This window comes from Chitinophaga chungangae, from assembly GCF_017742215.1.
GTDB classification, from domain to species: Bacteria; Bacteroidota; Bacteroidia; order Chitinophagales; family Chitinophagaceae; genus Chitinophaga; species Chitinophaga chungangae.
The window spans coordinates 209,901-234,948 of the sequence record NZ_JAGHKP010000001.1; the positions used below are offsets into that span (position 1 = coordinate 209,901).

Here is a 25,048-nt window from a genome sequence, read left to right on the forward strand (position 1 = left end):
CCCCCTTAACGCGCCATCATTTCCCGCCTGCGCTTCCGGCTATTTTAGCCGCCAGCTGTTTCCTGCTTACGCTCCGGCTGGCCAGGTAAGCATAACCCTCAATCCATCAATCCATCCTCCAGGAGACTGAAATAACCGCCGTCGGTCACGATGATGTGGTCTACGACCTGGATGTCGAGCATGATGCCGGCCTCTTTCATTTTGCGCGTAAGGCTTATATCTGCGCGGCTGGGGCGCAGGTTGCCCGAAGGATGGTTGTGCGCCAGGAAAAGGCGCGTGGCCTTGTGATGCAGCGCGATCCTGAAAACAACCCGCGGATCGACCGTTGTGGAGGTGATGCCGCCCGTGCTGATACATTCGTGGTGCAGCAGGCGGTTGGCCTGGTTGAGAAAAAGCACGTAAAAACTTTCGAAGGGCTGATCGGCCAATAACGGCCGCAGCCAGGTCGAAGCCTCGCGGGCCGTGCGCACTAGCTGCCCGCTCGCCAGCGGGTCGATCTGCCTGCGCCTGCTCAGTTCCAGCGCCGCCAGGATCCTTACCGCCTTTTTTGGGCCGATACCATGAAAACGCTGTAATTGCGCTACCTCCAGCCGGCTCAGTTCCGCCAGGTTGTTGCCGCAGCTGTCGAGGATCTCGTGGGCCAGCGATACGGCGGACCGTTTTTTCGTGCCGCAAACGATCAGGATCGCCAGCAATTCGGCACGACTGAGCATACGCGCACCCTTCTGAACCAGTTTTTCATGAGGCCGGTCTCCCTCCGCCCAGCGCGAGATCGGCAGATATGTGCTTATAGGGGCCAACAGCCCCGGGTTAACAAACATCCTTTTTTCCATACTTCAATTTACAATTCTCTTTCCGGTTTGCTAATTTTTTTAGCAATTTCTTTTCCACATTTTCCCTTATTTTTTCCGCATATCCCATATAAAATCATAGTTTTGCACCTCTTTCTTTATCATGAATCCATCGGTAAAAATCTTCACAGGGAACAGTAATCCCGCACTGGCAGAGCGAATCGCCGCCAGGTATGGAAACGGTCTGGGTAAGGTGAATATTCAGAAATTCAGCGACGGCGAATTCCAGCCGGTATTTCTGGAAAGCATCCGCGGCCATTACGTTTTCCTCGTACAGGGCACCAGTGCGCCTTCTGACAATCTCATGGAGCTGCTGCTCATGATAGACGCTGCAAAACGCGCCTCCGCAGGCTATATTACGGCTGTTATTCCTTATTTCGGGTTTGCCCGGCAAGACAGGAAAGACAAACCGCGCGTAGCCATCGGCTCCAAACTGATCGCCAACCTGCTCACCGCGGCAGGGGCTAACAGGGTGATTACCATGGATTTACATGCTCCGCAAATCCAGGGTTTCTTCGATATCCCGGTAGACCACCTGGACAGCTCGGCCATTTTTATCCCCTATATTGAGAATCTGAAGCTGAAAAACCTTACCTTTGCGTCCCCCGATGTGGGTTCTACCACCCGTGTGCGCGAAGTGGCCAGTTATTTCAACGCCGAAATGGTGATCTGCGACAAACACCGCAAACGCGCCAACGAAATCGCTTCGATGGTGGTGATCGGAGATGTGACGGACAAGGACATTGTGCTGATAGACGACATCTGCGACACGGCGGGCACCCTTACCAAATCGGCCGCATTGCTGATGGAAAAAGGGGCGAGAAGCGTAAGGGCGTTCTGTACCCACCCCGTGTTCAGCGGCAAGGCGTACGAGAACATCGAAAATTCGGTGCTGGAAGAACTGGTGGTATGCGATACCATCCCGCTCAAACAGCAGAGCTCGAAAGTGAAAGTGATCAGCGTGGCGGACCTCTTTGCAGTGGCCATCCGCAACATGCACGAGAACAAGTCCATTACGAGCCTGTTCGTTCACAGCAACCGCCGGATGCAATAAACAAGTGTATTCTTTTATCTAATAAATGTTTAAACAATGAAAACAATAACCATCGAAGGACAACTCAGGAGCGAATTCGGCAAACAAGCCACCCGCCTTCTCCGTTCTGAGGAAAAAGTGCCTTGCGTTATTTATGGGGGTGCGGAAACTGTGAGCTTCTCAGCTCCTGCGACTGCTTTCAAAAGCCTGGTGTACACGCCCGACTTCCAGCTTGCTGAAGTTAAAGTGGACGGCAAAACCTTCCGCTGCATCCTGAAAGACCTGCAGTTCGACACCGTTACCGACGAACTCACGCACGTGGATTTCCTGGAACTGGTGGAAAACAAAAAAGTGGTAGCCACCCTGCCGCTGAAACTCACCGGTCAGTCCGTTGGCGTTAAAGGCGGCGGTAAACTGGTAGTGAAAATGAAATCCCTGAAAGTGAAAGCGCTGCCGAAAGACCTGCGCGAAAACCTGGAAGTGGACATCACCAACCTCGACCTCAACGAAAACATCCGTGTGGAAGACGTGAAAGCTGAAGGCATCGAAATCCTCAACTCTCCCCGTATCCCGGTTGCTTCCGTTGTTATGACGCGTCAGCTGAAACAGGAAGAAGCTGCTGCTGAAAAGGATGCCAAGAAAAAATAAATAGGCAAAATATTTATATAATAAAGCCCGGCGTAATTTCAGCCGGGCTTTTTATTTTTGGCATCCCGTTATCGCAAACCGCGTAACAATCGTAGTATGAAATATCTGATTGTAGGATTAGGAAACATCGGAACGGATTACCATCATACCCGTCATAATATCGGTTTTGATGTGGCGGACGCATTCGCCGCCAAACATGGCGCCCTGTTCCGGAGCGACCGGCTGGCCGATGTCGCGGAAGTAAAATGGAAAGGCCGCATTTTTGTCGTGATCAAACCGACCACTTACATGAACCTCAGCGGCAAAGCCGTGAAGTATTGGATGGACAAGGAAAAAGTGCCCCTCGAAAATATCCTGGTGATCCTGGACGAGCTCGCACTGCCGCTGGACGTTATCCGCCTCCGCCCCGGCGGCAGCGACGCCGGCCACAACGGCCTTAAAAGCATCCAGGAATCCATCGGCACCAACCAGTACCCCCGCCTGCGCTTCGGCATCGGCAACGATTTTCCGAAAGGCCGGCAGGTAGATTACGTGCTCGGAAAATGGAGCGCGAAAGAAGAGCCCGTGGTGCAGCAAAAGATCGATAAATGCACGGAAGCGATCGAGAGTTTCGGTTCTATTGGTTTACAACGATCTATGAACAATTATAACAACCTTACTTTTCCATTATAGAAGTAAATTGTATATTTCATGCCTGAAAGGTACCCCTACCTTAACCGCTATAGGTCATGATCCGTGTACCACTGATCGTTATATCGCCGGAGCATTGAAAAACCGACAATCCCGATGACAGATCGCACAGTGGGCAATGTATTGTGGACTATGGGTCAAACCATAGGCTTTATTAACCTTACAAAACACACGCATTATGAAAATTATCTGCGTTGGAAGAAACTATGCCAAACATGCAGAAGAATTGAAGAACGAAGTGCCCTCCGAACCCGTGATTTTCATGAAACCAAAGAATGCCCTGCTGCAAAACAACCATCCTTTCTATTATCCGGAGTTCACGGATAACCTTCATTATGAATGCGAACTGGTATTGCGGATCTCAAAAAACGGGAAACACATTCAGGAAAGATTCGCCGGTAAGTACTACGACAGCATTTCCGTTGGGATCGATTTCACAGCCAGGGACCTCCAGGAAAAACAAAAATCAAAAGGACTGCCCTGGGAAATCGCCAAATCGTTCGATAATTCAGCCGTGGTAGGCAAGTTTGTTCCCATTACCGAAACAACAGACCTGAAAGACCTGAACTTTTGCCTGTACAAGAACAAAGAACTTGCGCAACAGGGAAATACAAAAGACCTGTTGTTTTCCTTCGATAAGCTCATCGCCTATATCTCAAGATTTTTCACGCTCAACATCGGGGACCTTGTGTTCACCGGCACTCCCGAAGGCGTGGGACCCGTAGAGATCGGAGATACCCTCGAAGCATTTATTGAAAACGACAGCCTGCTTGAATTCATGGTAAAGTAATTTTCCCTCCCCGGAAAAGAAAAAATTAAAAAGTGAAGAACGCGGGCTTTCTCCTTTTTAATTTTTTCTTTTTATGGGATGTTCGCATAGATCACATCCAGGATGCGGGTCAGCTCGTTATAATCCGTTTCGCTCAGGTTGTTCCAGCCTGTTTTCCTCATTTCCAGCACCAAAGGACGAACTTCCTTATACTTGTTTACGCCCTGGGGGGTTAATTGCACGAATACCTTCCGGCGGTCGTCTGTAGACCCTTGTCTTTCCACCAGGTCTTTTTTCACCAATAATTCGATAATACGCGAAACGGTCGTGATGTCTTTCGAAGTAAGACGGGCTAACTCATTGTGGGTTATACGTTTATGTTTGTACAGGTTCTCGACCAGCAACCACTGGTCCACCGTAATGTCCATCTGCCGGGCATCGAAGTTCTTCTGCCAGTAATTACGGATCTTTTTCAGCGTAGCATCCAGCTTAAAAAAAGATGGATTGCTTACAAAAGTGTCGTGCATATTATTTAATTTGCAGTAGCAATAGTTGTTATAGCAACTAATTTTAAGTCTGGCTCTTCATACACCAAAACTCTGTTACGTGCTTAAAGATAACATAAGCGTACCGACTTTTAAAGCCACCATTACTCATCGTGAGCAGGACAAGGATTTTCAGCACCTCCTGCTCAGGGCCTACCGCATCATGTTCACCGCCCGCACCATGTCGGAAAAATACGAAGCCAACCGCGCCATCTGCAAATACGTGCATTCCACCTCCGCGGGGCACGAAGCCATCCAGATCGCCACCGGCCTGCTGTTGCAGGAATATGATTACGTAAGCCCTTATTACCGGGACGATTGTATGATGCTGGCCATGGGCTACGCGCCCAAAACGCTCATGCTGCAATTGCTTGCCAAAGCGGAAGACCCGTTTAGCGGGGGGAGATCGTATTATTGTCACCCCAGCAGCCGCGGGCCCGGCAAACCCATGATCCCGCATCAGAGCAGCGCTACCGGCATGCAGGTGATACCCACCACGGGTATGGCGCAAGGCGTGCAATATCTGGAAAACGTTGGTCTGCTCAACACTGGGAACAAACCCGTCGTGCTCTGTTCGCTCGGCGACGGCAGCGTTACGGAAGGGGAAGTGAGCGAGGCGCTGCAATTCGCCGTACTGAAAGAGCTTCCCGTTATCTACCTCGTGCAGGACAATGAATGGGGCATTTCCGTAAGCGCCGGCGAAGCCCGGGTGATGGACGCTTACGAATACGCCGCGGGATTTAAAGGACTGGAGCGCATCCGGGTAGACGGCAGCGATTTCGAAGCCAGTTATCATGCCATGGAATCGGCCATCCGTTACGTACGCACCGAACGTAAGCCCGTGCTTGTTCATGCCACCACGCCTTTGCTCGGCCATCATACTTCCGGCGTGCGGAAAGAATGGTACCGCTCCGCGGAAGATTACGACAAACATCTTTCCCGAGACCCGCTGCCCCGGTTGAAACAATTGCTGGCAGACGATTCGGACATCCGGCTGATAGAAGAAGAGGCCATCCTCGCCATAAACGAAGCGTTTGAAGAAGCCGTGAGCAGCGCAGATCCCGCGCCTTCCACCGTCAAAGATCACGTGTTCGCGCCCACGCCCATTACCGCCGAAACGGGTGCCCGCACGCCTTCCGGGGGCAGCAAGGTGGTGATGGTAGACGCCGCGCTGCATGCCATCGAAGAGATCATGCACGCGCACCCCGAAGCAATTCTTTTCGGGCAGGACGTAGGGCGCAGGCTGGGTGGCGTTTTCCGCGAAGCGGCCACGCTCGCCGAAAAGTTCGGCGATCACCGCGTATTTAACACCGCCATCCAGGAAGCGTACATCATCGGCAGTACCGCGGGTTTATCAGCCGTAGGCGTAAAACCCATCGTGGAAGTACAGTTCGCCGATTACATCTATCCCGGTTTCAACCAGCTGGTTACCGAAATATCAAAAAGCTGTTATTTATCGATGGGCAAATTTCCCGTGCAAACGCTCATCCGCATACCCATCGGCGCTTATGGCGGCGGAGGTCCGTATCATTCGGGCTGTATCGAAAGCACTTTGCTGACCGTCAAGGGCATCAAAATTTGTTACCCTTCCAACGCCGCCGATCTGAAAGGTTTGATGAAAGCCGCTTTCCTAGACCCCAACCCGGTCGTGATGCTTGAACATAAAGGTCTTTACTGGAGCAAAGTGCCCGGCACACAGGAAGCCATGACCATCGAGCCTTCCGACGATTATGTGCTGCCGCTGGGCAAAGGCAATACCGTATTGGAAGCGGGCGAAGGCATGACCATCATCACTTACGGCATGGGCGTATACTGGGCGAAAGCCGCCGCCGCGAAATTCCCCGGCCGCGTGGAGATCATCGACCTGCGCACGTTATACCCGCTGGATGAGGAACTCGTTTTTTCTTCGGTGCGCAAACTGGGGAAATGTCTTGTGCTTACGGAAGAACAGCTCACCAATTCCTTCGCCGAATCGTTTGCTGCGAGAATATCCAAAACCTGTTTCCGCTGGCTGGACGCGCCGGTGTACACGCTTGGGGCGATGGACCTGCCGGCCGTTCCGCTGAATATGGGACTGGAAAAAGAGATGTTGCCGACGGCGGAGAAAGTAACGGATTGTGTGCGTGAAATACTGGAATATTAAGTTTCCTTTTTTATCTTTGGCCTTCCAAAATAAAAACTGGCGAGGTAGCTCAGGTGGTTAGAGCGTTGGATTCATAACCCAAAGGTCTCGGGTTCAACTCCCGATCTCGCTACGAATGGGAGAATCTCCTAAGTCACCAGAGGGCTGCTCTACAAAGAGCAGCCCTTTTTCTTTGAGCGTCACTTCGTTATGTATTAAGGCAGGATGGAGATAGGGTGTTCTAAATGCCCCTTCGCGATATGTGAGCCCACGTTTGAACACCCCACGCAACAGATGATGTTTCTGCCTGACGCCGGCGTTTTGATAAATACTTTTGAGGGATGTTAAGTAGGGGAGAACTTGGAAAAGTTTTTCCAGTTTTTCGTGGCGGTTGCGCGTGAGGGAATTGATTTCTTCGGTGAGTAACGCTTTCTGAATCTGGAATTTCTTGTGCCACTTCCGGTACGTTTCCGGTTCGATCATGTCTTCCATAAACCGTTCTTCGTTCTTCTCGATCTTGCGGATTACTTCCTCCAATTCCTTTGTTTTTATGGCTACTTGCTGGGTTCTTTCGGCCAGGGCTTCGTTCATTCTTTCCTTTGCTTTCTCTGCGATGTAGGTAGTTTGTTCCGGCTTGAAGCTGCACAAGTCAAGGATTTTATCCAGTTGATCGTGGACTTTGATCGCGGAGAAGTTCAGGTTATTATGGACGCGGCAGCGGTAGTAATTGTAGTATTTCCGCTTGCCTTTGCTTTTGCCTGCGGTCATGTTGAGGCCGCAGGTGCAGGTGAGGATGCCGCGTAAAGGCACCTCATCCACCGGCATGCATTTGATGGGTTTAATGTTGCCCAGCAATTCCTGTGCGCGCCAAAATTCCGTTTCCGAAATGATCGGTTGATGGATGCCGGAGATTATTTTCTCCGGGGTTTGTTTGCTGGCGGGAACTTTTATCAGTCCGGCATATAGGTGATTATTGAGGATGCGCGGGATGGCGGAGTTGCCAGAATAGGTGAACCCGAGGGCGCGGGCTTCCTTGCAGATTTGCCCGAACGGGTGACCCATCAGGAAATCCCGGAAGATCTTTTTCACGATGAACGAGCGTTCCTCGTCGATTACAATGAAGCCTTTCCCACCTTCTGCTTTTACGTTTTTATATCCGAAGGGGGCGCGGTTTACGAAACGGCCGCTTTCCAATGCCTGGCGAATCCCGGCAGAGGTGCGGCGGCGGATGTTGAAAAGCTCGTTATTAGCCATCATGTATTTGAACGCCCGGGTCATGAAGACGTTGGGATCGGAGGGATCGAGGTCGATGGGTTCGTTTGTCGCCAGTACCTTGATCCCGAATTTCATTTCCAGATGGGATATTTTGTTGAGGGCTTCCGGGAGGTTCCGGCTGAAGCGGTCGTGATCCATGACGATGAGGTACTGGACTTTGCCTTTGTGCTTCTTGATGAAGTCTTCCAGGGCGATCCAGTCGGGGCGGTCGAAGGTGTAGCTGCTTTCGCCGTCGTCCTCGAAGAGGTTGACGAGTTCCAGTTTGTTCCGCTTGCAATAATCCCTGATGCTGTTTTTTTGATAGTCCAGCGAGTATTTGGACTGGTCCTTCGTGCTGATGCGAACATACCCGATTGCGATCATAACGTTTCGTTTAAAATGAGTTCAACAATGATGCAGGCCACTAATTCACAAAATTCTTTCTCTTCTTGAGTCATATGCCCGGAGTTTATATTGTGGAGAATAATAAACTGGCTGCTGAGATGCAGTGGAGTGTGGGATGACGAATATACGTTGCGGAGGGGGCGGGTTCCAAATTTTTCTTTGGGAAAAACTGTTAAAATTCAATCTGGTGGGCGATTATGAATGGAATTCAGTTTAAATCAGTTCAGATAAATTCAATTATAAATTATTCTGAAGGAATATTGAACCTATTTTTACTTTTTTGATTATTCGCAAACATGTATGTGGCTGACTGTCATAAAATTGAATCTTATCAAGGGAAAGTATTATATTGCGTGACCCCAAATTTTACCCATATCGAAACAATTTGAAAAGCTTGTATTTGAGTCCCTACCCAAACAATGAAAAATGATACAAAAAATTGTTTCAATCAAGAATTTTGGAGTTTATACAAATTATGCTTGGCCAACAACATTGAAAGAGTTTCAAGCCAGAAATCTCATTTACGGACCGAATTACTCGGGAAAGACAACTCTATCTAGAATATTTACCTCTTTAAAGAATAGGGAACTGCATAGCGGATTTAAAGATGCAGAGTTTACCTTGATTTGTGATGGGAAGAGTATAAAACACAGCGAGTTAGATAATATTGACTTCAGGGTAGAAGTATTTAATTCTGAATATATTAAAGAGAATTTAAGCTGGGAGCAAAATGAGAAATTAAATGCAATACTTTTTGATGTCGGTGAGAACGTCAAGCTGAGAGAAGAAATAGAAGAGAATCGGAGGAAAATAGAGGTTGTCAACGGTGGGAAAGTTGATTTAGGGAAAATAGGTCACTTGAAAAACGATGTGGATAGTTTCGTTGAACTTACTGGCACAAAATTTACGGCAGAGGCAAAGCGAATAAAAAACGATCTGTTTGACAGTTCTATCGAGTTTACAAAGTCGCATCTTTCTAAGATTGTACCAGATGTAATCAACAATCTGGAATTATATATTATTTTATCCGAAAGTGAAGTCCAAAGCCTGAGAAAGGCCTCAATAGCTAAAAATTCCAAATCGGAGCTTGAACCTAAGAAGTCGCAATTGAAGATACCTGGCTTATACCATGAAGTGAAGAATATCCTTAATAAAAGCCCGGAAAAGACAGAAGTAGAGGATTTAGTGAGCAGTCAAGAAGATATTTATCGATGGGTAAAACAAGGGGTACATATACATTCAACAAAGGATAAATGTCAATTTTGTGATAGCACTTTGGATGCAGAAAGACTAAAACGGTTAAATGCTTTCTTCTCAAATGCTGCCGCAAAAGTTAAAACTGAAATTGGAGATACAAGGACTAAAATCAATAGCCTGATTATCGAGATTGAAAATTATGCTTTTCCCTATAGTGTACAGGATTTTACAGATTCGCTTCAGTCTGATGTAGCAACAGTAAAGGATAAATATAAAGACATTTCAAGTAAGGGAATTAAGTACCTACATTACTTACTAACAGAATTGGAAAGAAAGGAAGGTGAAAACCTTTTCGTGTCTATTGATGCGAAAGAATACGATGATGAAGCTCAATCTGCTATTTCGGGGTGGGCTGATGAATTGAATTCGCTCATAACAAATCACAATTTAATTGTAACAAATTTCTCAACTCAACAAAATGAGGCCAGAGAGAAGTATAAAAAACATCTAGTTGCAAAATTTTTGAAGGAAAATGATTATTTAGATGCCAAGGTGAAAAGTGATCGGGCGAATAATTGGATTAAGCGATATAAATGCTATGTGGAAAAGGTTCTCAAAAAGAATCAGGAATTAGAAAGCCAACTCAAAAGTATTGCTGCCGGAAAAGAACAGTTGAATTTTTACATTCAGAAATTTCTAAATAAGAAGAATATTTCTATTGAAGTTACTCCTGATGATAAATTTAAACTTGTTCGCGGGAAGAAAGTGGCGGATCATTTAAGTGAAGGAGAGAAGACGGCAATTTCGTTCGCTTATTTCTTGGTTTCTCTGGAAAGTTTGCATAGAAACAACGAACTTAAGAATACTATTGTGTTTATTGATGATCCTATTTCCAGTCTGGATTCCAATCACATATCACATGTTTATAGTGTAATCAATAGCTTCTTTTTCAGGCAGAACCTAGATCCTGAGAATCCCAATGCTTATGTTGAATGTTGTAGGCAGCTTTTTATTTCAACTCACAATTTTGAATTTTACGGATTTTTAAAACAATCGAATAGGATTCGGGGAAATAATAAAAGAATAGCATATTATTTCATCCATAGAAAAGGTGCTGATGAGTCAGAAATACAAGACTTGCCGAAAGCCCTATCTGCTTATAAATCAGAGTATATCTATCTTTTTGATATCATTTATAGATATTATGCAGATGGGTGTCTACCAACAGATGAGAGAGTAATATTGATCCCCAATGCGGTAAGGAGATTTCTAGAGATTTACACAAGTTTCAAACTGCCAGATTCTACTGAAGAGATCGATTCTCGCTTAAAGAAATTGCTTGGAGAGCCCAATAGCCTCAAGTTACTTCATCACTTTTCACACTTTACTAACTTTGATAAAATCTCACATCATGATGAGATGCTCATGAATCTACCCGATGCCTTAGCGGAGTTTGTTGAACTTTTAGAGAAAGATCAGATGCACTATGAGTCGCTAAAGAAAGCAATTGGAGTTAGTTAGAATGGAAGGTCAAATGGGTCATTTTCCGATTCGTCTTTGGAAGACGATGAATTTTCTCCGAATTGTCTTAAATCGATATGTCCATCTTTGGAAAATGTATGGTGTCCAGAATCAAATATGTCATAGATAATATTTATACAATATCTTTTTTCAAGAGATTTTTTTATTTTTTTTGTTGGTTTATTGGGTTTACCGGAGATCATCAAAGACGGGGCTAAATGGGCGGGAATGGTTGTTGAGAGCTTGTTTTTTAGGATTGATTTTTTTAGCTCATTTACGATCCCAATAAAATTGAAAATAAGTTCAGGAAAGGGATTGAATTGTTTTACCTCGAAGAAGGTAAGTAAATCTTTATTCAAGACATACGAGAATTTTCTCCTTGTGTCATAATATTCGATTGTTTCTTTAGCGGAATTTTTACGGATAATTGAAATGTCCGGTGTAACAAAAATTTCGTCATCAAATGAGGATTGAACAGCTAGATTGTGTTGGATTTCAAAAGAAAACTTCTTGCGGCCAACCTTTTTGCTAATTTCGAAATAGGAAAAATTGCTTTGAATGCCAGAGGGCGAGCATTTATATCTATACTTCCCATCTTTGAGATTTTGTATTGTTACTTCATATCCCAAATGCTCATAATATTGTACAATAAGGTTGTAGCAACTCATTTCAAAAAAATCACTTATCCTAGTTGCATGATTAATAACGGTCGACTTATACTTATTGATGAACGACTTAATATCATCTTCTAATTCAGTTTGGTCTTTAAAAGGGGATTTTGCTGACTTTTTCTCAGGAACAATTTTATTATCAGTTGCTTTCTTTGTTGGCATCCAAAAGGCTTTTATAGGTAACAAGTTTAAAAAGAAAGTCTTTCGTGAATGTATAGTCCATCAGGTTGGGGGTAAGCGAATACTTAGCTAGTAGGTTTCGATAACCAATTAAAAGGCCAGTAATTTTGTTCTTCTCTACTTTTGTGAAATTGTAGCTACCAATAGTTATAGTATCAGATGAACTTTTTTTACTTATAGTAGTATGAAACTTGGTCGCGCCATCAAGGCTGCAAATTACTCGTTTATGAAAGATTGATAAAGCAAGTAAATTCTCGACGGCAGACATGTTTTTTTGTAAGCTTTCATACCTCCTTGAATTTTCTATTATAAAAACCGCTTCTCTTAGCCTGTCCTGGTATTCGTTATATATTTGTGTCGACAGGCTCCTCGGTAACCTATAAGTAAGAATATTTATTAATGGGGGCTTTTTGGGCATTTAATTAATTCTTTTGAAAAAATCGGTAAAGCTAATGTCCATAGCTTTTAAAATCTTATAAAGGCTACTCAGTCTAAGGTCTTCGCTTCCTCTCTCATACTTTCCATATTGTGCTCTTCCTATATCGTTATCAAAAGCAAATTGTTCGTAGCTATTATATCCTCGTTCAAGTCGCAACTCCTTCATACGTTCACCAACCTTTGTTTTAAAGGCTTCGAATTCGGTGTCAATTTCTTTTATTGATTTTCTACGTGCCATATACGAAGTAAAATAAAATCCACCTATAAAATTACTTTTATATAGATCATATCATATAGATGTATTTAAAAAACGGGAATTAAATAATAGCTTTTCGAGTTTATTTTTCTATATTTGACTTGGGATGCTGCAAAATGAGTGTGGATTCATTGCCTGCAGCCCAAATTTTGTATTTTAGCGACTTCTAAAATATTTGAAGCTCGCTTCTTTGAATCTCACCGGGAAAACCTTGGAAAGTTAAAAATGGATGAGAGGAAAAGGAGAAAGCTCGCGTTAAAGCGCGGGCTCTTCTTGCCTGTCCATAGCCTTTCCAAGGGGCTTCCCGGCGGTGAGTTGAGTGCCGCGTTTCTTTTTGCCCTTCGCTCACCGGTCTCATAGCTAGTAAACTATCACCTCTTAAATAATACGCTATGACAGAACCGAGTAACACATCTAACATCCTCTATGAGGCGCACCACTTGATCATAAGCCTGGCTAAGGAGTTTCGCATCACTTTATGCGAACGGGTCAACTGGACGGAAACCGGCTATATAGATCGGCTACGGCGCAATGCCAGATTAAAACATCTCGAGGCGGAGGAAATTTCTGCCGTAATGCGGGCCGTCTTGTCGAAGGCTCTGGAGTCTTGTAAATAGGCCATAGTCGTAAAACTTGTACCATGAGCGCAAAGATTAAACAAAAGCAAAAACCAATGAAAAGCGAGGTTGTACGGGATTTTGTAGATACCTACCCGTCGGCCCAAAAGGTGAAATCTGAATTATGGGAGTTGCTGATAGCTGCAATGGGTAGTGAGCATGCGGATATGTGGGATAGGAAACAACGTGCGGATAAGTTGCTCATGATCGAATTGCTTGGGGCGCTCGTGGACAGGTTTTATGAATAAAACATAGGAAGAGCCGCACTTCCCCGGAATAATAAATCCCCCCGGGCGCAATCCGCGCCGGGGGCTTTTTATTTTCACTGGGAGGGGAAATTGTTTGGAAACCCCTGCCGGGAAGGGGGAGGGGGAAGGGGCGGTATTAGTCCCTTCCCCGACTTGTGTAAACTACAAATTACTTAGACAGGTCTTTCTAGAAAGTTCCCCTTATCGGTCAATATGTTTTGTTATTTTTTTATACGTGTATAATTAAGCGGGGTTTTTTATAAATTTGTCCTGTGTTGCCGAGCCTAGATTTTTTTCTATTTTTGGTGGTCATCACTCATTGAAATGTTACTGCCGCTGAGTCTATGGTATAAGGTTTATCCCTATCTTATCGGCAACACTCTTAACCTAATCCAATACTTATGAATCCTCTTGCTCAAATAGATGCTGTATTCTTTTGGTTAAAGGATAAACTTTCTACTGGAGGCTATTATGGTTATCACAACATTGAAAATTTTGTAACAAGAACGCCAGAACTGAAGATTAATATCACATTGCTAAAAGAGATTCTAAAGCGACTGGAAGCTGATGGTTATGTAAGTAGAATGCAACCTGCTGGGGGCGGTCAGGAAGTATACAATGTTACTTTTAAGGGATTGGTGTTTGACGGCTACGTTATAGAAGATGAAGAAAAGAAATTGAGCGCTAACATCGCAAAAATAACGGTTAATAACTCCCAAAACCTAAATAGATTAACATTCTGGTTGGTCATATTTTCTGGTATCGCTGCTTTATACTACGCCGTAGAATTATACAAGTTTTTCTGGTGTAAATAAGTCCCACCCATTAGTTAAAATGAAGGGATGAATTGTATTAAGGGAGTTAGAAAATATAAGATGGTTAAGTAATTTAAAAGACTAATAGCGATTGTTTTCTACCAATGCAAGAAAACGTTCAATCTTGGAGAGAAACTGACTTTCCAATGTGAGCTCAGAAGCTCTGATAATTCTCAGCGTTTCGGTAGCTCTAAAAGCTCCATTTTTTAAAATTCGAACCTCGAAAGTAATAACTCCATTTTCCTCTTTGTAATCATCTATTTCAGCGCTGTAACCCTTTTTTTTGTTTATGTAGGCGTTGCAAGTTGTTTTTATGCTATGTAAATCCATATTTAAATATACATTTTTTATCTGGAACTTACGCGAGGGAATGAAGTTACATTAGGCAATAAAAACTAACTATGTTGGTATGTCGAAAATAACTTCTGCTCCATTCTATTCGGATGCCTTGTGGATAGAGTTTCAAATAAAAGGATTAATACTATTTCTTAGAATGCATTTGTACCCAAGTAATAGACAGATTGATTAATTCATCCAATTAGTTATCTCAAACGGAGCCGATGTGGCATTGGGGCGACAAGTCGTTGGCTGTTTAGTTGCTGAAGTTTGCCCCGAATGCTCTGCAAGGAATATCCAATCTCGCTACCTTTCATCCTTACCTTTTGGGCATCTACAAAAGCAATCCCCCGACCCTTATCCACCTCATACCCGCTTAATTTCATCAGTGAAAGAAAAGAGTTAAAGTCCTTTGCTTCAAGTACCGCCTTACTTACCGCACGTTTCAAAGCATTTCTCCGCTGGTCCTCTCGAGGAATCAGTTGGTTTACGGAGGAAAGAAACCGGCGGGGATTCAGGACTTTAGTAAGATTAAATTTTTGCTCCATCTTCCTGCAGAACCGCACGATCTGCCGGTAATTATTACTGTCCGAAACCGTCTTCCCATTATAACGGACGCGGTTGGCAATAATATGAATATGCTGGTGCTGGGTGTCATTATGGGAAATAGCGAGGTACTGGCAGTCAGCAAACCCTAAATCCTCCGCGCACTCCTGGGCAATTGCCTCTTTTAGTCCGGGGCGAACCTTATCTCCCGGCGCCAAGCTCAAAATCACATGCATGACGGGCTTCCCCAATTTGGGATTATGCCCCCTCAGTTCCTCAAACTGCCGGATCAGCGCGTTTTTATCGCCATAACAGTTATTGTAATGAATCACTTCCGCCCGTTCGGCTTGGCCTTGCTTCGGGCTGAGGCAATAACTAATGCAGCCTTTGAAGCTCTTCCCGATAATAATTTTCCCGATCATGGCAGGCTGGATTTGATTTCCGAGGAAAGTTTTTGCAACGTTTCAAGGCAGGAAACCAGCAGTAGCCGCTCCATTTCACCAAGCGAAAGCCCGCAGTTTAATTTCCGGGCCATCTGGTTGAGGAGCGCGGCAGTGTGGTTTATCCTCCCGGTGAATTGGAGGATCTCTCGCGGAATGTGTTTGATTTTTATCGGTGATCCTTTTCCTGCCTGTAACAGATATTCCGAAATGGTGAGGTTAGCTTCCCTTGCTTTTGCCTTAATTACTAACCGATCTACCGGCGTACACATCACCGCCAGTTGCTCGGTTTTCTTGACTTGCTTACGCGGCCTTCCGCCCCTGTTTCTCTTCACTTGCATCGCATACTTTTAAGAACAAAACGTAATCAATAACCCTCCCCGAATGCCGTAGGCATGAGGGGAGCCAGCGCGTTTTGACGAAGTCAAAACATAGCTGGCTATTACCAAAATTCTTTTTCTTTCATCGGGCAACCCGGGAAGAGGGGAGGGCTGCTGTGTAGGAATTTGTGTAAAGTCGCCGGTGAAAAGAAAAATCGAACCGGAAAGCCGATTTCTGTTTTAAATGGCTCATTTGCAAACGTTTAAGGGGCTCACGGTATCAGGTGGCAGGGCTTCGATGATCGGCGTGAATACCTCCGCCAGCTCCATCAGGTGTTCAAACAATCTCCCATCCCCGCTACATCGTTGAATTTCTTCCAAATTTTTGATGGACTGTTCAATTTCGGGCAGTCCATCTTCTACTCTTTACCATCCACCTTCTTCAAGGTTGTCAAAATTTTCTATCTGCGAAAGCCTGGCCAGGCCTTCCAAAGAAATATCGTTCGATTTTTCCTCGAAGACCTCATCTCCGCCTTCTGCTGAAGCGTTGGTGTTGATCCGCTCCATTCGCTTTTTGGTTAAAAAATTGATACTTACCTGCCGGTCGATTCTCGGACCGGTATTGTTGCTTGCATCATAACCGATAAGTTCAAAGTCCGATCCCCGAAGTCTGAACGTGTATTTCCAGTAGCCGTACCGGCCATGCCGGTAATGTACATACAGCTTGTTGCGGCCGATCTCAACGGAAAGTTCAGGAGGGAAATATACCCCGCCATCCTCGTTTTCGGAGGAAAAACAGTTCAGATTTTCAGTCACCTTCTTAAACTGCCCGTTCATTCCTAAAAATACGATCAATCCACGCCGGTTCCTGTCCACTGTTTTGCCGTCTCCGTTATTCTCCAACCGGTCTTTTAATGTTGCTTTCAAAATCAGAACGCTGTCTGGAATTCCGTCACTGTTAAGATCGCCTCCGATGCGGCCGGTAATTTTGTATCCTTTCGGCACAGGGAGAGCCGGAGTGGTTGCCATTCTTGAAACAGCCCTTTTTACCTGAGCGGATATGGTGCTGATAACTTTTGCGCTGGCGGGAGAAATTCCGGATGCATGGCGGATGCAGCTGCCGGAGGCTAAATGACTAACGAGTATCAGACTTATCGAAAGAAGGTATTTTATCATTGTTTTGGGAGATTTAACAAGTGGGAATACAAATGTTCTTATTTGAATTAATCCTTTTTCCCGCCCCATATTATTATTTCTTAACTTACCTAAAATATGCCCTGCCAAAATTCAATTCGAATCCCAATGAAAATCAGAAATCTTGTCGATCTCTTTTCTATCCTTCCCGAAAACGAACGAATAATTGTAGACGTTTTGCGCCAGATAATTATTGAAACGCTTCCGGGATATTGCAAAGAAAAGATCTCATACAATGTCCCATTTTTTTATGGCAACAAAGGGATATGTATTATCTGGCCTGCCGCCGTCCCACGTGGAGGCATCAAAAAAGGAGTTCTTTTAGGTTTCTGGTACGGGCACAAATTAAACGATCCCGATCATTTTCTGTCACATGGAACCAACAAGCAGATCTTTTATAAAATCTACCTGGAGCCGGAAGAGATTGATGACAGGCCAATAAAAAAGCTTTTAAAAGAAGCGATCAGATTAGACCGCACTTTCACGAAAGCATCCTAATCCGTATCAAATTATTATCATAACAGAAATAATCGCTACTCTGGTTTTTCCGCCGGATTCACCGCCTTCCACGACCACTGCTTAAAAAACTGCAGCACTTTCCGGCTGCTATGCCCTTTCCCTTCTTCAAGATACTCGGAGTTCTGCGTGTGTATACGCTCGCCCTTTTCATTCAGGATCACGAACACCGGGAAGCCGAAACGCTCCGGGTGGCCGAGGGATGCGAACACGGCTTCGTTTTTATTTTCCTTGCTATAGTTCACATGCACCACTTCGTAATTTTGCTCCAGGAATGTTTTTAACGTGTCGTTGGATTGAACGAGATTTTCAAACGCTATACACCAGCTGCACCAGTTGCCGCCCATCTGCAGAAAAACATGTTTACCGGATGCGCCCGCTTTTTTTACGGCGGCTTCAATGTCTGCTTTGGCATCGGCTTCCGGGTGGTAGAGTGTGGGTTTTGTGGAGGTTTGTGCAAAGACGGCGGCGCCGCATAGCAACAGCATGCAAAAAACGAGTGTGATCTTTTTCATGGTCGATATTGATTTCCCGGCAAGTTAAGGGAAATATTAGTCACACAATTCTCCGGCCCCCAGGAGAAGAGTGCGGAATTAATTGAACGGCGATCTTCTGATTTCTGACTTTTTATTATAGTTTGCATTCCACAGCAAACGGAAAATGCCCATCAACCAGTCATACAACGAAAAGGAACTGCTTGAGCACATAGCTACCGGAGACGAACAGGCCTTTGCCGTTATTTTCAACAAATACTGGCCGGCCGTTTATTCGGCCGCGCTCGTTATCGCCAAATCCCCGGCATTGGCGGAAGATATCAGCCAGGAAGTATTTACCCGGCTTTGGGAAACCAAAGAAAAGGCCCGCAACATCGGAAATGTAAAAGCTTTCCTGTTCATCGCGGCCAGGAATCTCATTATCAACCGCCTGTCCCGCCAAAAAGTGGAAGAGGCATACCGGGCCTATCAGCTGCACCATTCCCCCGGAACATCGGGCGAAGAGCACGACCTGGACTACCAGCAGCTCGAACAACGGCTTCGTACGGCCATCGAGCGGCTTCCGCCCAGGCAGCAGCGCGCTTTCCTGCTCAGCCGGGAACAGGGGCTCACTTACGAACAGATCGCCGAACAAATGCAGATCAGCCGCGACACGGTGAAGGAACATATCATTAAAGCGCTGGCTTCCCTGCGCAAATCCCTGCACGAGCACGATGCGCTGATATTACTCCTGCTCCTGGAATTTTATTTTTCGTAATTTTTTCCCCGCATACCCCCCTAAACGCGCGGCTGGCTGTCTTTAAATAACAGCAGCCTAAATTCCCGTGTATGACGCAAGCCGAGTTCAGGATATTATTCGAGAAGTACCGGTCGGAAGAGATCTCCGAAGAGGAATTCCGCGCCCTGTGGGAAACGCTGGCCGATGAAACGCAGGTGGAAGACTGGCGGAAGGCGATAGACGACATGCTGAACGACGGCGCCGTGCCCGACCTGAGCGATCCCGCGAAAGGACGGGCCATCCTGGAAAAGATACTCAAACGGCCCGCCAAACACGTCACCATGCGGCCATGGAAAACATGGGCCGCCGCTGCCGCCCTGATACTCATGCTGGGCATAGGTTTCCTATGGCGGCAGGCGAGCGTTGCGCCAAACGATCCTGTGCTGGTAAAAGAAACATCCGATATCCCGCCCGGCGGGAACGGCGCGATACTCACGCTGGCCAATGGTTCTACCGTGGTGCTGGACAGTCTCGGCAACGGCCTCATCGCCGCGCAGCAGGGCTCGCAGGCCATCCTGCAGAACGGTCAGCTGGAATATGAACCGTCCGGCGGAGAAACGGCAGGCCTCAGCTACAACACCATGCGCACACCCAACGGTCGCCAGTTCCGGCTCAAACTGCCCGACGGCACGCTGGTCTGGCTGAACGCCGCCAGTTCCATCCGTTACCCTGTCGCATTTACCGGGAAAGAACGAAGGGTGGAAGTACAGGGCGAAGCATATTTTGAAGTAACGGAAAACGCGCAGATGCCCTTCATAGTCGATGCCGATCACCGCACGGAGATCACGGTGCTGGGAACGCAGTTTAATGTGAACGCGTACGACGACGAGCCCACGCTGAACACCACACTGCTGCAGGGGCGCGTGCGCATTACCGCCGCGGGAAAAAACGTTGAGCTGAAACCGGGGCAGCAAGCGCAGGTAAGCCGTGATCAGCAAATAAAAACGGCGAATGACGCCAATCTCGACAAAGCGGTGGCATGGAAAAACGGCACGTTTAATTTCGAAGGGTCCAACCTCCGGGAAATCATGCGCCAGCTTGAAAGATGGTATGATATAAAAGTCGTGTACGAAAAAGATATCCCTCCGACCGAATATTTCGGCGAGATCAGCAAACGCAACAATCTGCAGGGAGTACTAAGAATACTGGAAAAATCGGAAGTGCGCTTCCGGCTGGAAAATAACAATACACTGGTAGTTACCAGGTAACGGATGATTCGGGATCTTATGCATACAGACATTACGGGGGAGCTTCCGCCTGATGACCGGCAACGCCCGTCAGCAACAAAGATTTTTATGGAATAACGCAAATCGAAGATCGAAAAGAGAACCGGAAGTGTTAGGACCACTTCCGGCGATTGGTCTGGCCGATCTTACAACCGTTTCGTAACAATTATAAACAACCAAAAACCGACCAAAGGTATGCTAAAAACCAATTGCGGGTCCGGGAATTCCTATGCCTCTACTGATCACCATTTGAACAGGCGGAGGCGGGAGTTTCCCGGAACGATGTCCAAAATCCTGCTAGTCATGAAATTGACCATGTTCCTGCTGACGTTCGCTTTCCTGCAGATCCACGCCAACGGCGTAGCGCAATCCGTTACTTTGTCCGGGAAAAATATGCCGCTGAAAGATGTGTTTTCGGCCATCAGGAAACAAACCGGGTACGTTGTTTTCGGCAAAAAGGAATATCTCGCCGAAGCAAAGCCCGTCACGCTTTCCGTGTATAACACGCCGCTGAAGAATGTGCTGGAATTTGCCCTGAAAGACCAGCAGCTTGTTTTCGAGATCAGCGACAGCCTGAAAACCATCGTGCTGTCCAGAAAGCCGGAAACCGCGCAGCGCCTGCCTTTCACGATGGAAGGCATGGTGATCAACACGCGTAACCGCTTATCGCTGCCGGCCGCCACCATCCAGGTAAAAGACCGGCCGGGAGGTACGATCACGGACGCCGGAGGCCGGTTCAAATTAAGCGGCCTGGAAGAAAAAGACCAGCTTGTCGTTTCTTCACTGGGTTTTCACAGCGTTACATTGCCGGTTGAAAGATTGAGCGCCATGGCCACGGGCCAGGTGATCGCATTGCCGAACGTGATCGTGCGGAGGATGGGGGAAAGTTTTCTTTTTGAAATGTTCCCCGCCGATTCGCCGCTGGACGAAATCGTGATACAGGGATACGGCACCGTAAAAAAACGCGATATGATCGGTACCATTTCGCGCGTAACTTCTAAAGAGATCGGCAATATGCCCGTCAGCAATATCATGTCTGCTTTGCAGGGCGCCGTGCCCGGCCTCGAGATATCCAACCCTTCGGGTACTCCGGGAGCCGCGCCGGTCGTGCGTCTCAGGGGTATCAATACCATGAACGACGTGAATAAATCCGTTGCCGCGCTGGTACTGATCGATGGCGTGGCCGTTACCGATTTTTCCTATCTCTCACCCGCCGATGTGGAATCCGTGGAGGTGTTGAAAGACGCGTCTGCCACAGCTATCTACGGGTCACGCGGCGCCGCGGGCGTTATCCTGATCACCACCAAAAGAGGGAAAATGAAAGCAGGCCCCGGCCGGTTGTCTTTCCAGGCTTATACCAGCATCACCAATCCTACCCATACCGCCGGTATGCTCAGTTCGGAGCAATATACAATGCTGCGCAGGGAAGGGTTTGCCAACGATAATGTCGCCATTACGCCCAATAATGCGGCGGACCTGTTCCTGGACGACCACGTGAATACCAACTGGGCCAAAACGTTGTATAAAAACGCCATCGCACAGGATTATCAGCTGAATTTCACCGGGGGCAGCGACAAGATCAATTATTTCCTCAGCGGCGGTTACCGCAACGAAGACGCTATCGTTCGCGGAAACTGGTACCAGCGCAGGATCAATACGCGCATGGGCCTGGACGCCAAAGTGAACGAACGCCTCAGTATCGGCGGCGGCTTCGGGTTCAGCAACCTGAAAAGCAGGGATTATCCCGGCAGCATCGCCTCCACCATTTATTACGCTTTGCCGCTGCTGCCGGCAGACAGTGCCGGGGCGCCCAACATCAAAGCCTATCCGTCTCCCGCTTTTAACCCCAACCGTATGTTGACTGCTTATACGTTGAACAACAGCAGCCAGTTCCTCGGTAATTTTTATTTTAATTACAACATCTGGGATCAACTGTACCTGAGAACGGACGTGAGTTACCAGCAGACCAACGGCAACAGTACATTTTTTTCACCCACCACCTCGGTACAGTTTTCCACTTCCCCAACTTCCGGTTATCCCTTTGCCGCTTACGGTTATACAAATTCAGGCCGGTTTACCGTGGAGCCGCAGCTGAATTACCATTTTTCCACCGGCAGGCACGATGTGAAACTGCTGGCGGGCGCTACGCTGATCAACGGCGTAGCCAAGTCCACTTCTTTTAACGTGACCGGCTTTGCCAACGACCTGCTGCCCACGCTGGAATCCGCCACTACCATGTCTTCCAAAACATACTCGGAAGTTCCTTACAAATTCGCGTCGGCATTCGGCAGGGCGGTTTACAATTACAACGGGAAGTATTTGCTGGAAGGCGTTTTCCGGCGCGACGGCTCTTCCCGTTTCGGCCCCAATTACAAATATGGCAATTTCTGGTCGGCTGGGGCAGGCTGGGTGTTCTCACAGGAGCCATTTTTGAAAAACATCGCCCGCAACGGTTTCTTCGGCAAACTGAAAGTAACGTACGGTATCGCGGGCAGCGACGGTATCACCGATTTCGGTTACCTCGCGTACAGCAACACCGGCAATTATGGCGACAATGTGGCCACATATGTAAATAACCTCGCCAATCCCTATCTGCAATGGGAAGAAACCAGCAAGCTCGACGTGGGCCTGGAACTTTCGTTCTTCAACAACAGGCTGAACGTTTCGGCGGATTATTTCAGTCATCGTTCGGACAATACGCTGTTCAGCCAGGTGCTGTCTGTCGTTACAGGTTTTACGTCTATTTCAGCCAACCTGGACGGGATTGTGACGAACAAGGGGCTGGAGCTTTCGTTGTCCGGCGAACCGGTGAGGGCGGGGAGTTTCAGGTGGAACTCGCAATTGAACCTGAGCACGCTGCGCAATAAACTCGTGTCGCTGCCGGGCCTTAATTCGCTGTCTCCCGTTTACCGCTACCAGTTCCGGGTAGGCGAGCCGCTGGCGCTCGTGTGGGGCCTTCGTTATCTCGGCGTGGACCCCGCAACGGGGCTGGCTTCGTTTGAAGACAAGGATAAATCCAATACCATCGCGTCGTATACAGACGATATGCAGGTGCTCGGCAAAAGCATTCCCGATTTTTACGGCGGCTGGAACAACACTTTTACCTGGAAAAACCTGGAACTGTTCCTGCAAACACAATTCGTAAGCGGCGTGTTGAAATCTTACACCACTTATACTTCTTTTATCGGCGACGCCTACAACCTGCCGCTGGACGCGCTGAACCGCTGGCAGAAACCCAACGACGTCACGAACGTGCCGCGCGCCGCCGCACCCGGCTCCGCTGCGGCCATCAACAATGCTAAACTCATTTCCAGCTCGTATGCTTTCAGCGACGCGTCTTACATCCGCCTGAAAAATATTACGCTCAGTTATACATTCCCGGCACTTGCGCGGCAGCGCATCAGCAACCTGCGGGTTTTCGTGACGGGGTATAATCTCCTGACCATTACCGATTACAAAGGCAACGACCCTGAAAGCGGCCCTACCTATGTGCCCGTTACCAAAATGTACACCGCCGGCGTAAACATTACTTTATAAAACTGATCTTATGCGTTATCTCAGATTCATATATACCATTGCAATGCTGGCGGCGGCGGGAGAATTCGCCGCCTGTAACAAACTGGTGGAAGCCACGCCCGTCGGGAGAGTGCCCGTGGAGATCGCTTATGTGGATTCCGTTGCCGCCGAAGCGAATGTGAACGGCATGTATTACAGCCTGCAGCAGAACGGCAATATCTACAACGGCGGTTTTTACGCCATCCTTCCGCTGCTGAGCGACGAAGCGGCCATCGGAAATTCGTCCACTTCGTTTTATCTCGAACTGGCTAACAATCGTCTCCTGACCAACAATGCGATTGCATCCGGTTTGTGGACGAACAATTACAAAACCATTTACCAGGCCAACTCCGTGCTGGAAAATGTCGGCAAGGTACCGATGAGCCGGGAGCGGATGAACCGCTATTTGGGCGAAGCGCATTTTGTGCGCGGTTATTGTTATTTCATCCTCTCTCAATATTTCGGCAAAGTGCCGCTGTCTGTTTCCACAGATTTTAAGACCAACGGAAGCTTGTCAAGATCAGATACCGCGGTGATCAACGATTTCATTATGGACGAGCTGACGCAGGCCGAAACGCTGCTCCCCGGCGGGTTTGCGGGTTACGGAAATAAAAAGATACGTGTTTGCCGCGAAACGGCGCAGGCCATGCTGGCGCGTGTATGTTTGTTCCGGAAAGATTGGGCCAATGCTGAAACCTGGGCAACGAAAGCGATCAACAGCCCGGCGGCCGGCTTTGCAGACACGTATGAAGATGTATTAAAACCCAACTCCCCGGAAAGCCTTTGGGAGATATGGGCTGCGTCCACGTCGTACGCATACCGGAACAGCGCGGCGTCCATGCTGATGCCTTCCAGCCCCGCCTCCACCTTCAAACCTGCGGTGGTGCCCGGCGCCGGCCTGCTGAACGCTTTTGAGGCGGGCGACAAACGGCAGACGGCTTATCTCGCCTTTTCAACATCCAGCCAAACTTCTTACGTGTACAAATACCGTGATCTGCAGAACGGAATGGACCAGGGCAAGATCCTCCGGATTTCGGAAACGTACCTGGTGCGCGCGGAAGCAAGGGCGATGCAGAACAACGTCACCGGCAGCGGCAGCGCCGCCGAAGACGTGGACAAAATACGCGCCAGGGCAGGACTGGCAGGCACTCCCGCCACAACCCGCGAAGCGATGGTAGACGCCGTAATGCAGGAGCGCTTCGTGGAACTGATGTTTGAGAACCACCGCTGGCTGGACCTGAAACGCACCGGCCGCATCAGGGCCGTAATGGCGCTGGCCAAACCAACCTGGAAACCGGAAACACCCATATTGCTCCCCGTGCCGGCCGCGGAAATAGGCGCCAACGCCAACCTGCTGCCACAAAACGAGGGTTATTGATCAAG

The 25,048-nt window shown here is 47.4% G+C and carries 23 protein-coding genes and 1 tRNA gene; 14 read left to right on the plus strand and 10 right to left on the minus strand.

From position 1 onward, the window contains the following. Positions 1-98 precede the first annotated feature (98 nt). Positions 99-833, minus strand: coding sequence for a RadC family protein (gene radC, locus J7I43_RS00900; RefSeq protein ID WP_317197054.1), 735 nt, complete (start codon positions 831-833; stop codon positions 99-101). 121 nt (positions 834-954) lie between these two features. Here radC and J7I43_RS00905 point away from each other — a divergent pair, with 121 nt between their 5' ends. The 4 genes from J7I43_RS00905 to J7I43_RS00920 all read left to right on the plus strand — a co-directional run bounded on the left by J7I43_RS00905 (position 955) and on the right by J7I43_RS00920 (position 4,012). Beyond that, on the plus strand, positions 955-1,905 hold the full coding sequence (locus J7I43_RS00905) for a ribose-phosphate pyrophosphokinase (RefSeq protein ID WP_209142302.1): 951 nt from the start codon (positions 955-957) through the stop codon (positions 1,903-1,905). A gap of 36 nt (positions 1,906-1,941) precedes the next feature. Beyond that, positions 1,942-2,532 carry a 50S ribosomal protein L25 gene (locus J7I43_RS00910; RefSeq protein ID WP_209142304.1) on the plus strand — a complete coding sequence of 197 codons (591 nt, stop codon included), beginning with the start codon at positions 1,942-1,944 and terminating at the stop codon, positions 2,530-2,532. 96 nt (positions 2,533-2,628) lie between these two features. Next, positions 2,629-3,204, plus strand: coding sequence for an aminoacyl-tRNA hydrolase (pth, locus tag J7I43_RS00915; protein WP_209142306.1), 576 nt, complete (start codon positions 2,629-2,631; stop codon positions 3,202-3,204). 196 nt (positions 3,205-3,400) lie between these two features. Next, entirely contained in the window at positions 3,401-4,012 is a 612-nt protein-coding gene (locus J7I43_RS00920; protein WP_209142308.1) for a fumarylacetoacetate hydrolase family protein, read from the plus strand. 71 nt (positions 4,013-4,083) lie between these two features. Here J7I43_RS00920 and J7I43_RS00925 read toward each other — a convergent pair whose 3' ends face one another. Beyond that, a complete protein-coding gene (locus tag J7I43_RS00925) occupies positions 4,084-4,518 on the minus strand; it encodes a MarR family winged helix-turn-helix transcriptional regulator (protein ID WP_209142310.1) in 435 nt (144 codons plus the stop codon). A 79-nt stretch (positions 4,519-4,597) separates the two neighbouring features. Between J7I43_RS00925 and J7I43_RS00930 the strand changes: the two genes are divergently transcribed. Next, the gene (locus J7I43_RS00930) at positions 4,598-6,679 is read left to right on the plus strand and encodes an alpha-ketoacid dehydrogenase subunit alpha/beta (protein WP_209142312.1); all 2,082 of its coding nucleotides are present in this window, start codon (positions 4,598-4,600) and stop codon (positions 6,677-6,679) included. Positions 6,680-6,717: 38 nt separating this feature from the next. Further along, a tRNA-Met gene (locus J7I43_RS00935) sits at positions 6,718-6,791 on the plus strand. Here the strand turns inward: J7I43_RS00935 and J7I43_RS00940 are convergent. Then, on the minus strand, positions 6,773-8,296 hold the full coding sequence (locus J7I43_RS00940) for a recombinase family protein (RefSeq protein ID WP_209142314.1): 1,524 nt from the start codon (positions 8,294-8,296) through the stop codon (positions 6,773-6,775). The two genes, J7I43_RS00935 and J7I43_RS00940, sit on opposite strands and share 19 nt — an antisense overlap. Positions 8,297-8,743: 447 nt before the next feature. On the opposite strand from J7I43_RS00940, the gene J7I43_RS00945 reads away from it, so the two are divergent. Beyond that, positions 8,744-11,035, plus strand: coding sequence for an AAA family ATPase (locus J7I43_RS00945; protein WP_209142316.1), 2,292 nt, complete (start codon positions 8,744-8,746; stop codon positions 11,033-11,035). Here the strand turns inward: J7I43_RS00945 and J7I43_RS00950 are convergent. Both J7I43_RS00950 and J7I43_RS00955 read right to left on the minus strand, forming a co-directional pair. After that, complete coding sequence (locus J7I43_RS00950; protein ID WP_209142318.1) at positions 11,032-11,868, minus strand: hypothetical protein; 837 nt, start codon at positions 11,866-11,868, stop codon at positions 11,032-11,034. The genes J7I43_RS00945 and J7I43_RS00950 overlap by 4 nt on opposite strands. A 436-nt stretch (positions 11,869-12,304) precedes the next feature. Continuing rightward, a complete protein-coding gene (locus J7I43_RS00955) occupies positions 12,305-12,562 on the minus strand; it encodes a helix-turn-helix domain-containing protein (protein WP_209142320.1) in 258 nt (85 codons plus the stop codon). A gap of 658 nt (positions 12,563-13,220) precedes the next feature. Here J7I43_RS00955 and J7I43_RS00960 point away from each other — a divergent pair. Continuing rightward, on the plus strand, positions 13,221-13,445 hold the full coding sequence (locus tag J7I43_RS00960) for a hypothetical protein (protein ID WP_209142322.1): 225 nt from the start codon (positions 13,221-13,223) through the stop codon (positions 13,443-13,445). A gap of 401 nt (positions 13,446-13,846) precedes the next feature. After that, positions 13,847-14,260 (plus strand): hypothetical protein, encoded by a 414-nt coding sequence (locus J7I43_RS00965; protein ID WP_209142324.1) that lies wholly within the window; start codon positions 13,847-13,849, stop codon positions 14,258-14,260. Between the two features lie 81 nt (positions 14,261-14,341). On the opposite strand, the gene J7I43_RS00970 is transcribed toward J7I43_RS00965, so the two are convergent. The 4 genes from J7I43_RS00970 to J7I43_RS00985 all read right to left on the minus strand — a co-directional run bounded on the left by J7I43_RS00970 (position 14,342) and on the right by J7I43_RS00985 (position 17,078). Further along, a complete protein-coding gene (locus J7I43_RS00970; RefSeq protein ID WP_209142326.1) occupies positions 14,342-14,590 on the minus strand; it encodes a hypothetical protein in 249 nt (82 codons plus the stop codon). Positions 14,591-14,802: 212 nt separating this feature from the next. Next, complete coding sequence (locus tag J7I43_RS00975) at positions 14,803-15,564, minus strand: relaxase/mobilization nuclease domain-containing protein (protein ID WP_209142328.1); 762 nt, start codon at positions 15,562-15,564, stop codon at positions 14,803-14,805. Then, positions 15,561-15,923, minus strand: a complete 363-nt coding sequence (locus tag J7I43_RS00980; protein ID WP_209142330.1) for a plasmid mobilization protein — start codon at positions 15,921-15,923, stop codon at positions 15,561-15,563. The genes J7I43_RS00975 and J7I43_RS00980 overlap by 4 nt, the downstream gene beginning before the upstream one ends. 405 nt (positions 15,924-16,328) lie before the next feature. After that, the gene (locus J7I43_RS00985) at positions 16,329-17,078 is read right to left on the minus strand and encodes a hypothetical protein (protein WP_209142332.1); all 750 of its coding nucleotides are present in this window, start codon (positions 17,076-17,078) and stop codon (positions 16,329-16,331) included. 126 nt (positions 17,079-17,204) lie between these two features. On the opposite strand from J7I43_RS00985, the gene J7I43_RS00990 reads away from it, so the two are divergent. Continuing rightward, the gene (locus J7I43_RS00990; RefSeq protein ID WP_209142334.1) at positions 17,205-17,594 is read left to right on the plus strand and encodes a DUF1801 domain-containing protein; all 390 of its coding nucleotides are present in this window, start codon (positions 17,205-17,207) and stop codon (positions 17,592-17,594) included. A gap of 35 nt (positions 17,595-17,629) precedes the next feature. On the opposite strand, the gene J7I43_RS00995 is transcribed toward J7I43_RS00990, so the two are convergent. Further along, positions 17,630-18,127, minus strand: coding sequence for a thioredoxin family protein (locus tag J7I43_RS00995; RefSeq protein ID WP_209142336.1), 498 nt, complete (start codon positions 18,125-18,127; stop codon positions 17,630-17,632). 145 nt (positions 18,128-18,272) lie between these two features. On the opposite strand from J7I43_RS00995, the gene J7I43_RS01000 reads away from it, so the two are divergent. The 4 genes from J7I43_RS01000 (at position 18,273) to J7I43_RS01015 (ending at position 25,043) form a co-directional block, all read left to right on the plus strand. Next, positions 18,273-18,863 carry an RNA polymerase sigma factor gene (locus J7I43_RS01000; protein ID WP_209142338.1) on the plus strand — a complete coding sequence of 197 codons (591 nt, stop codon included), beginning with the start codon at positions 18,273-18,275 and terminating at the stop codon, positions 18,861-18,863. Between the two features lie 71 nt (positions 18,864-18,934). Continuing rightward, the gene (locus tag J7I43_RS01005; protein ID WP_209142340.1) at positions 18,935-20,092 is read left to right on the plus strand and encodes a FecR family protein; all 1,158 of its coding nucleotides are present in this window, start codon (positions 18,935-18,937) and stop codon (positions 20,090-20,092) included. 321 nt (positions 20,093-20,413) lie between these two features. Beyond that, positions 20,414-23,647: a SusC/RagA family TonB-linked outer membrane protein gene (locus J7I43_RS01010; protein ID WP_209142343.1), complete on the plus strand. Its 3,234-nt coding sequence runs from the start codon at positions 20,414-20,416 to the stop codon at positions 23,645-23,647. 10 nt (positions 23,648-23,657) lie between these two features. Beyond that, positions 23,658-25,043, plus strand: a complete 1,386-nt coding sequence (locus tag J7I43_RS01015; protein WP_209142345.1) for a RagB/SusD family nutrient uptake outer membrane protein — start codon at positions 23,658-23,660, stop codon at positions 25,041-25,043. Positions 25,044-25,048: the final 5 nt, after the last annotated feature.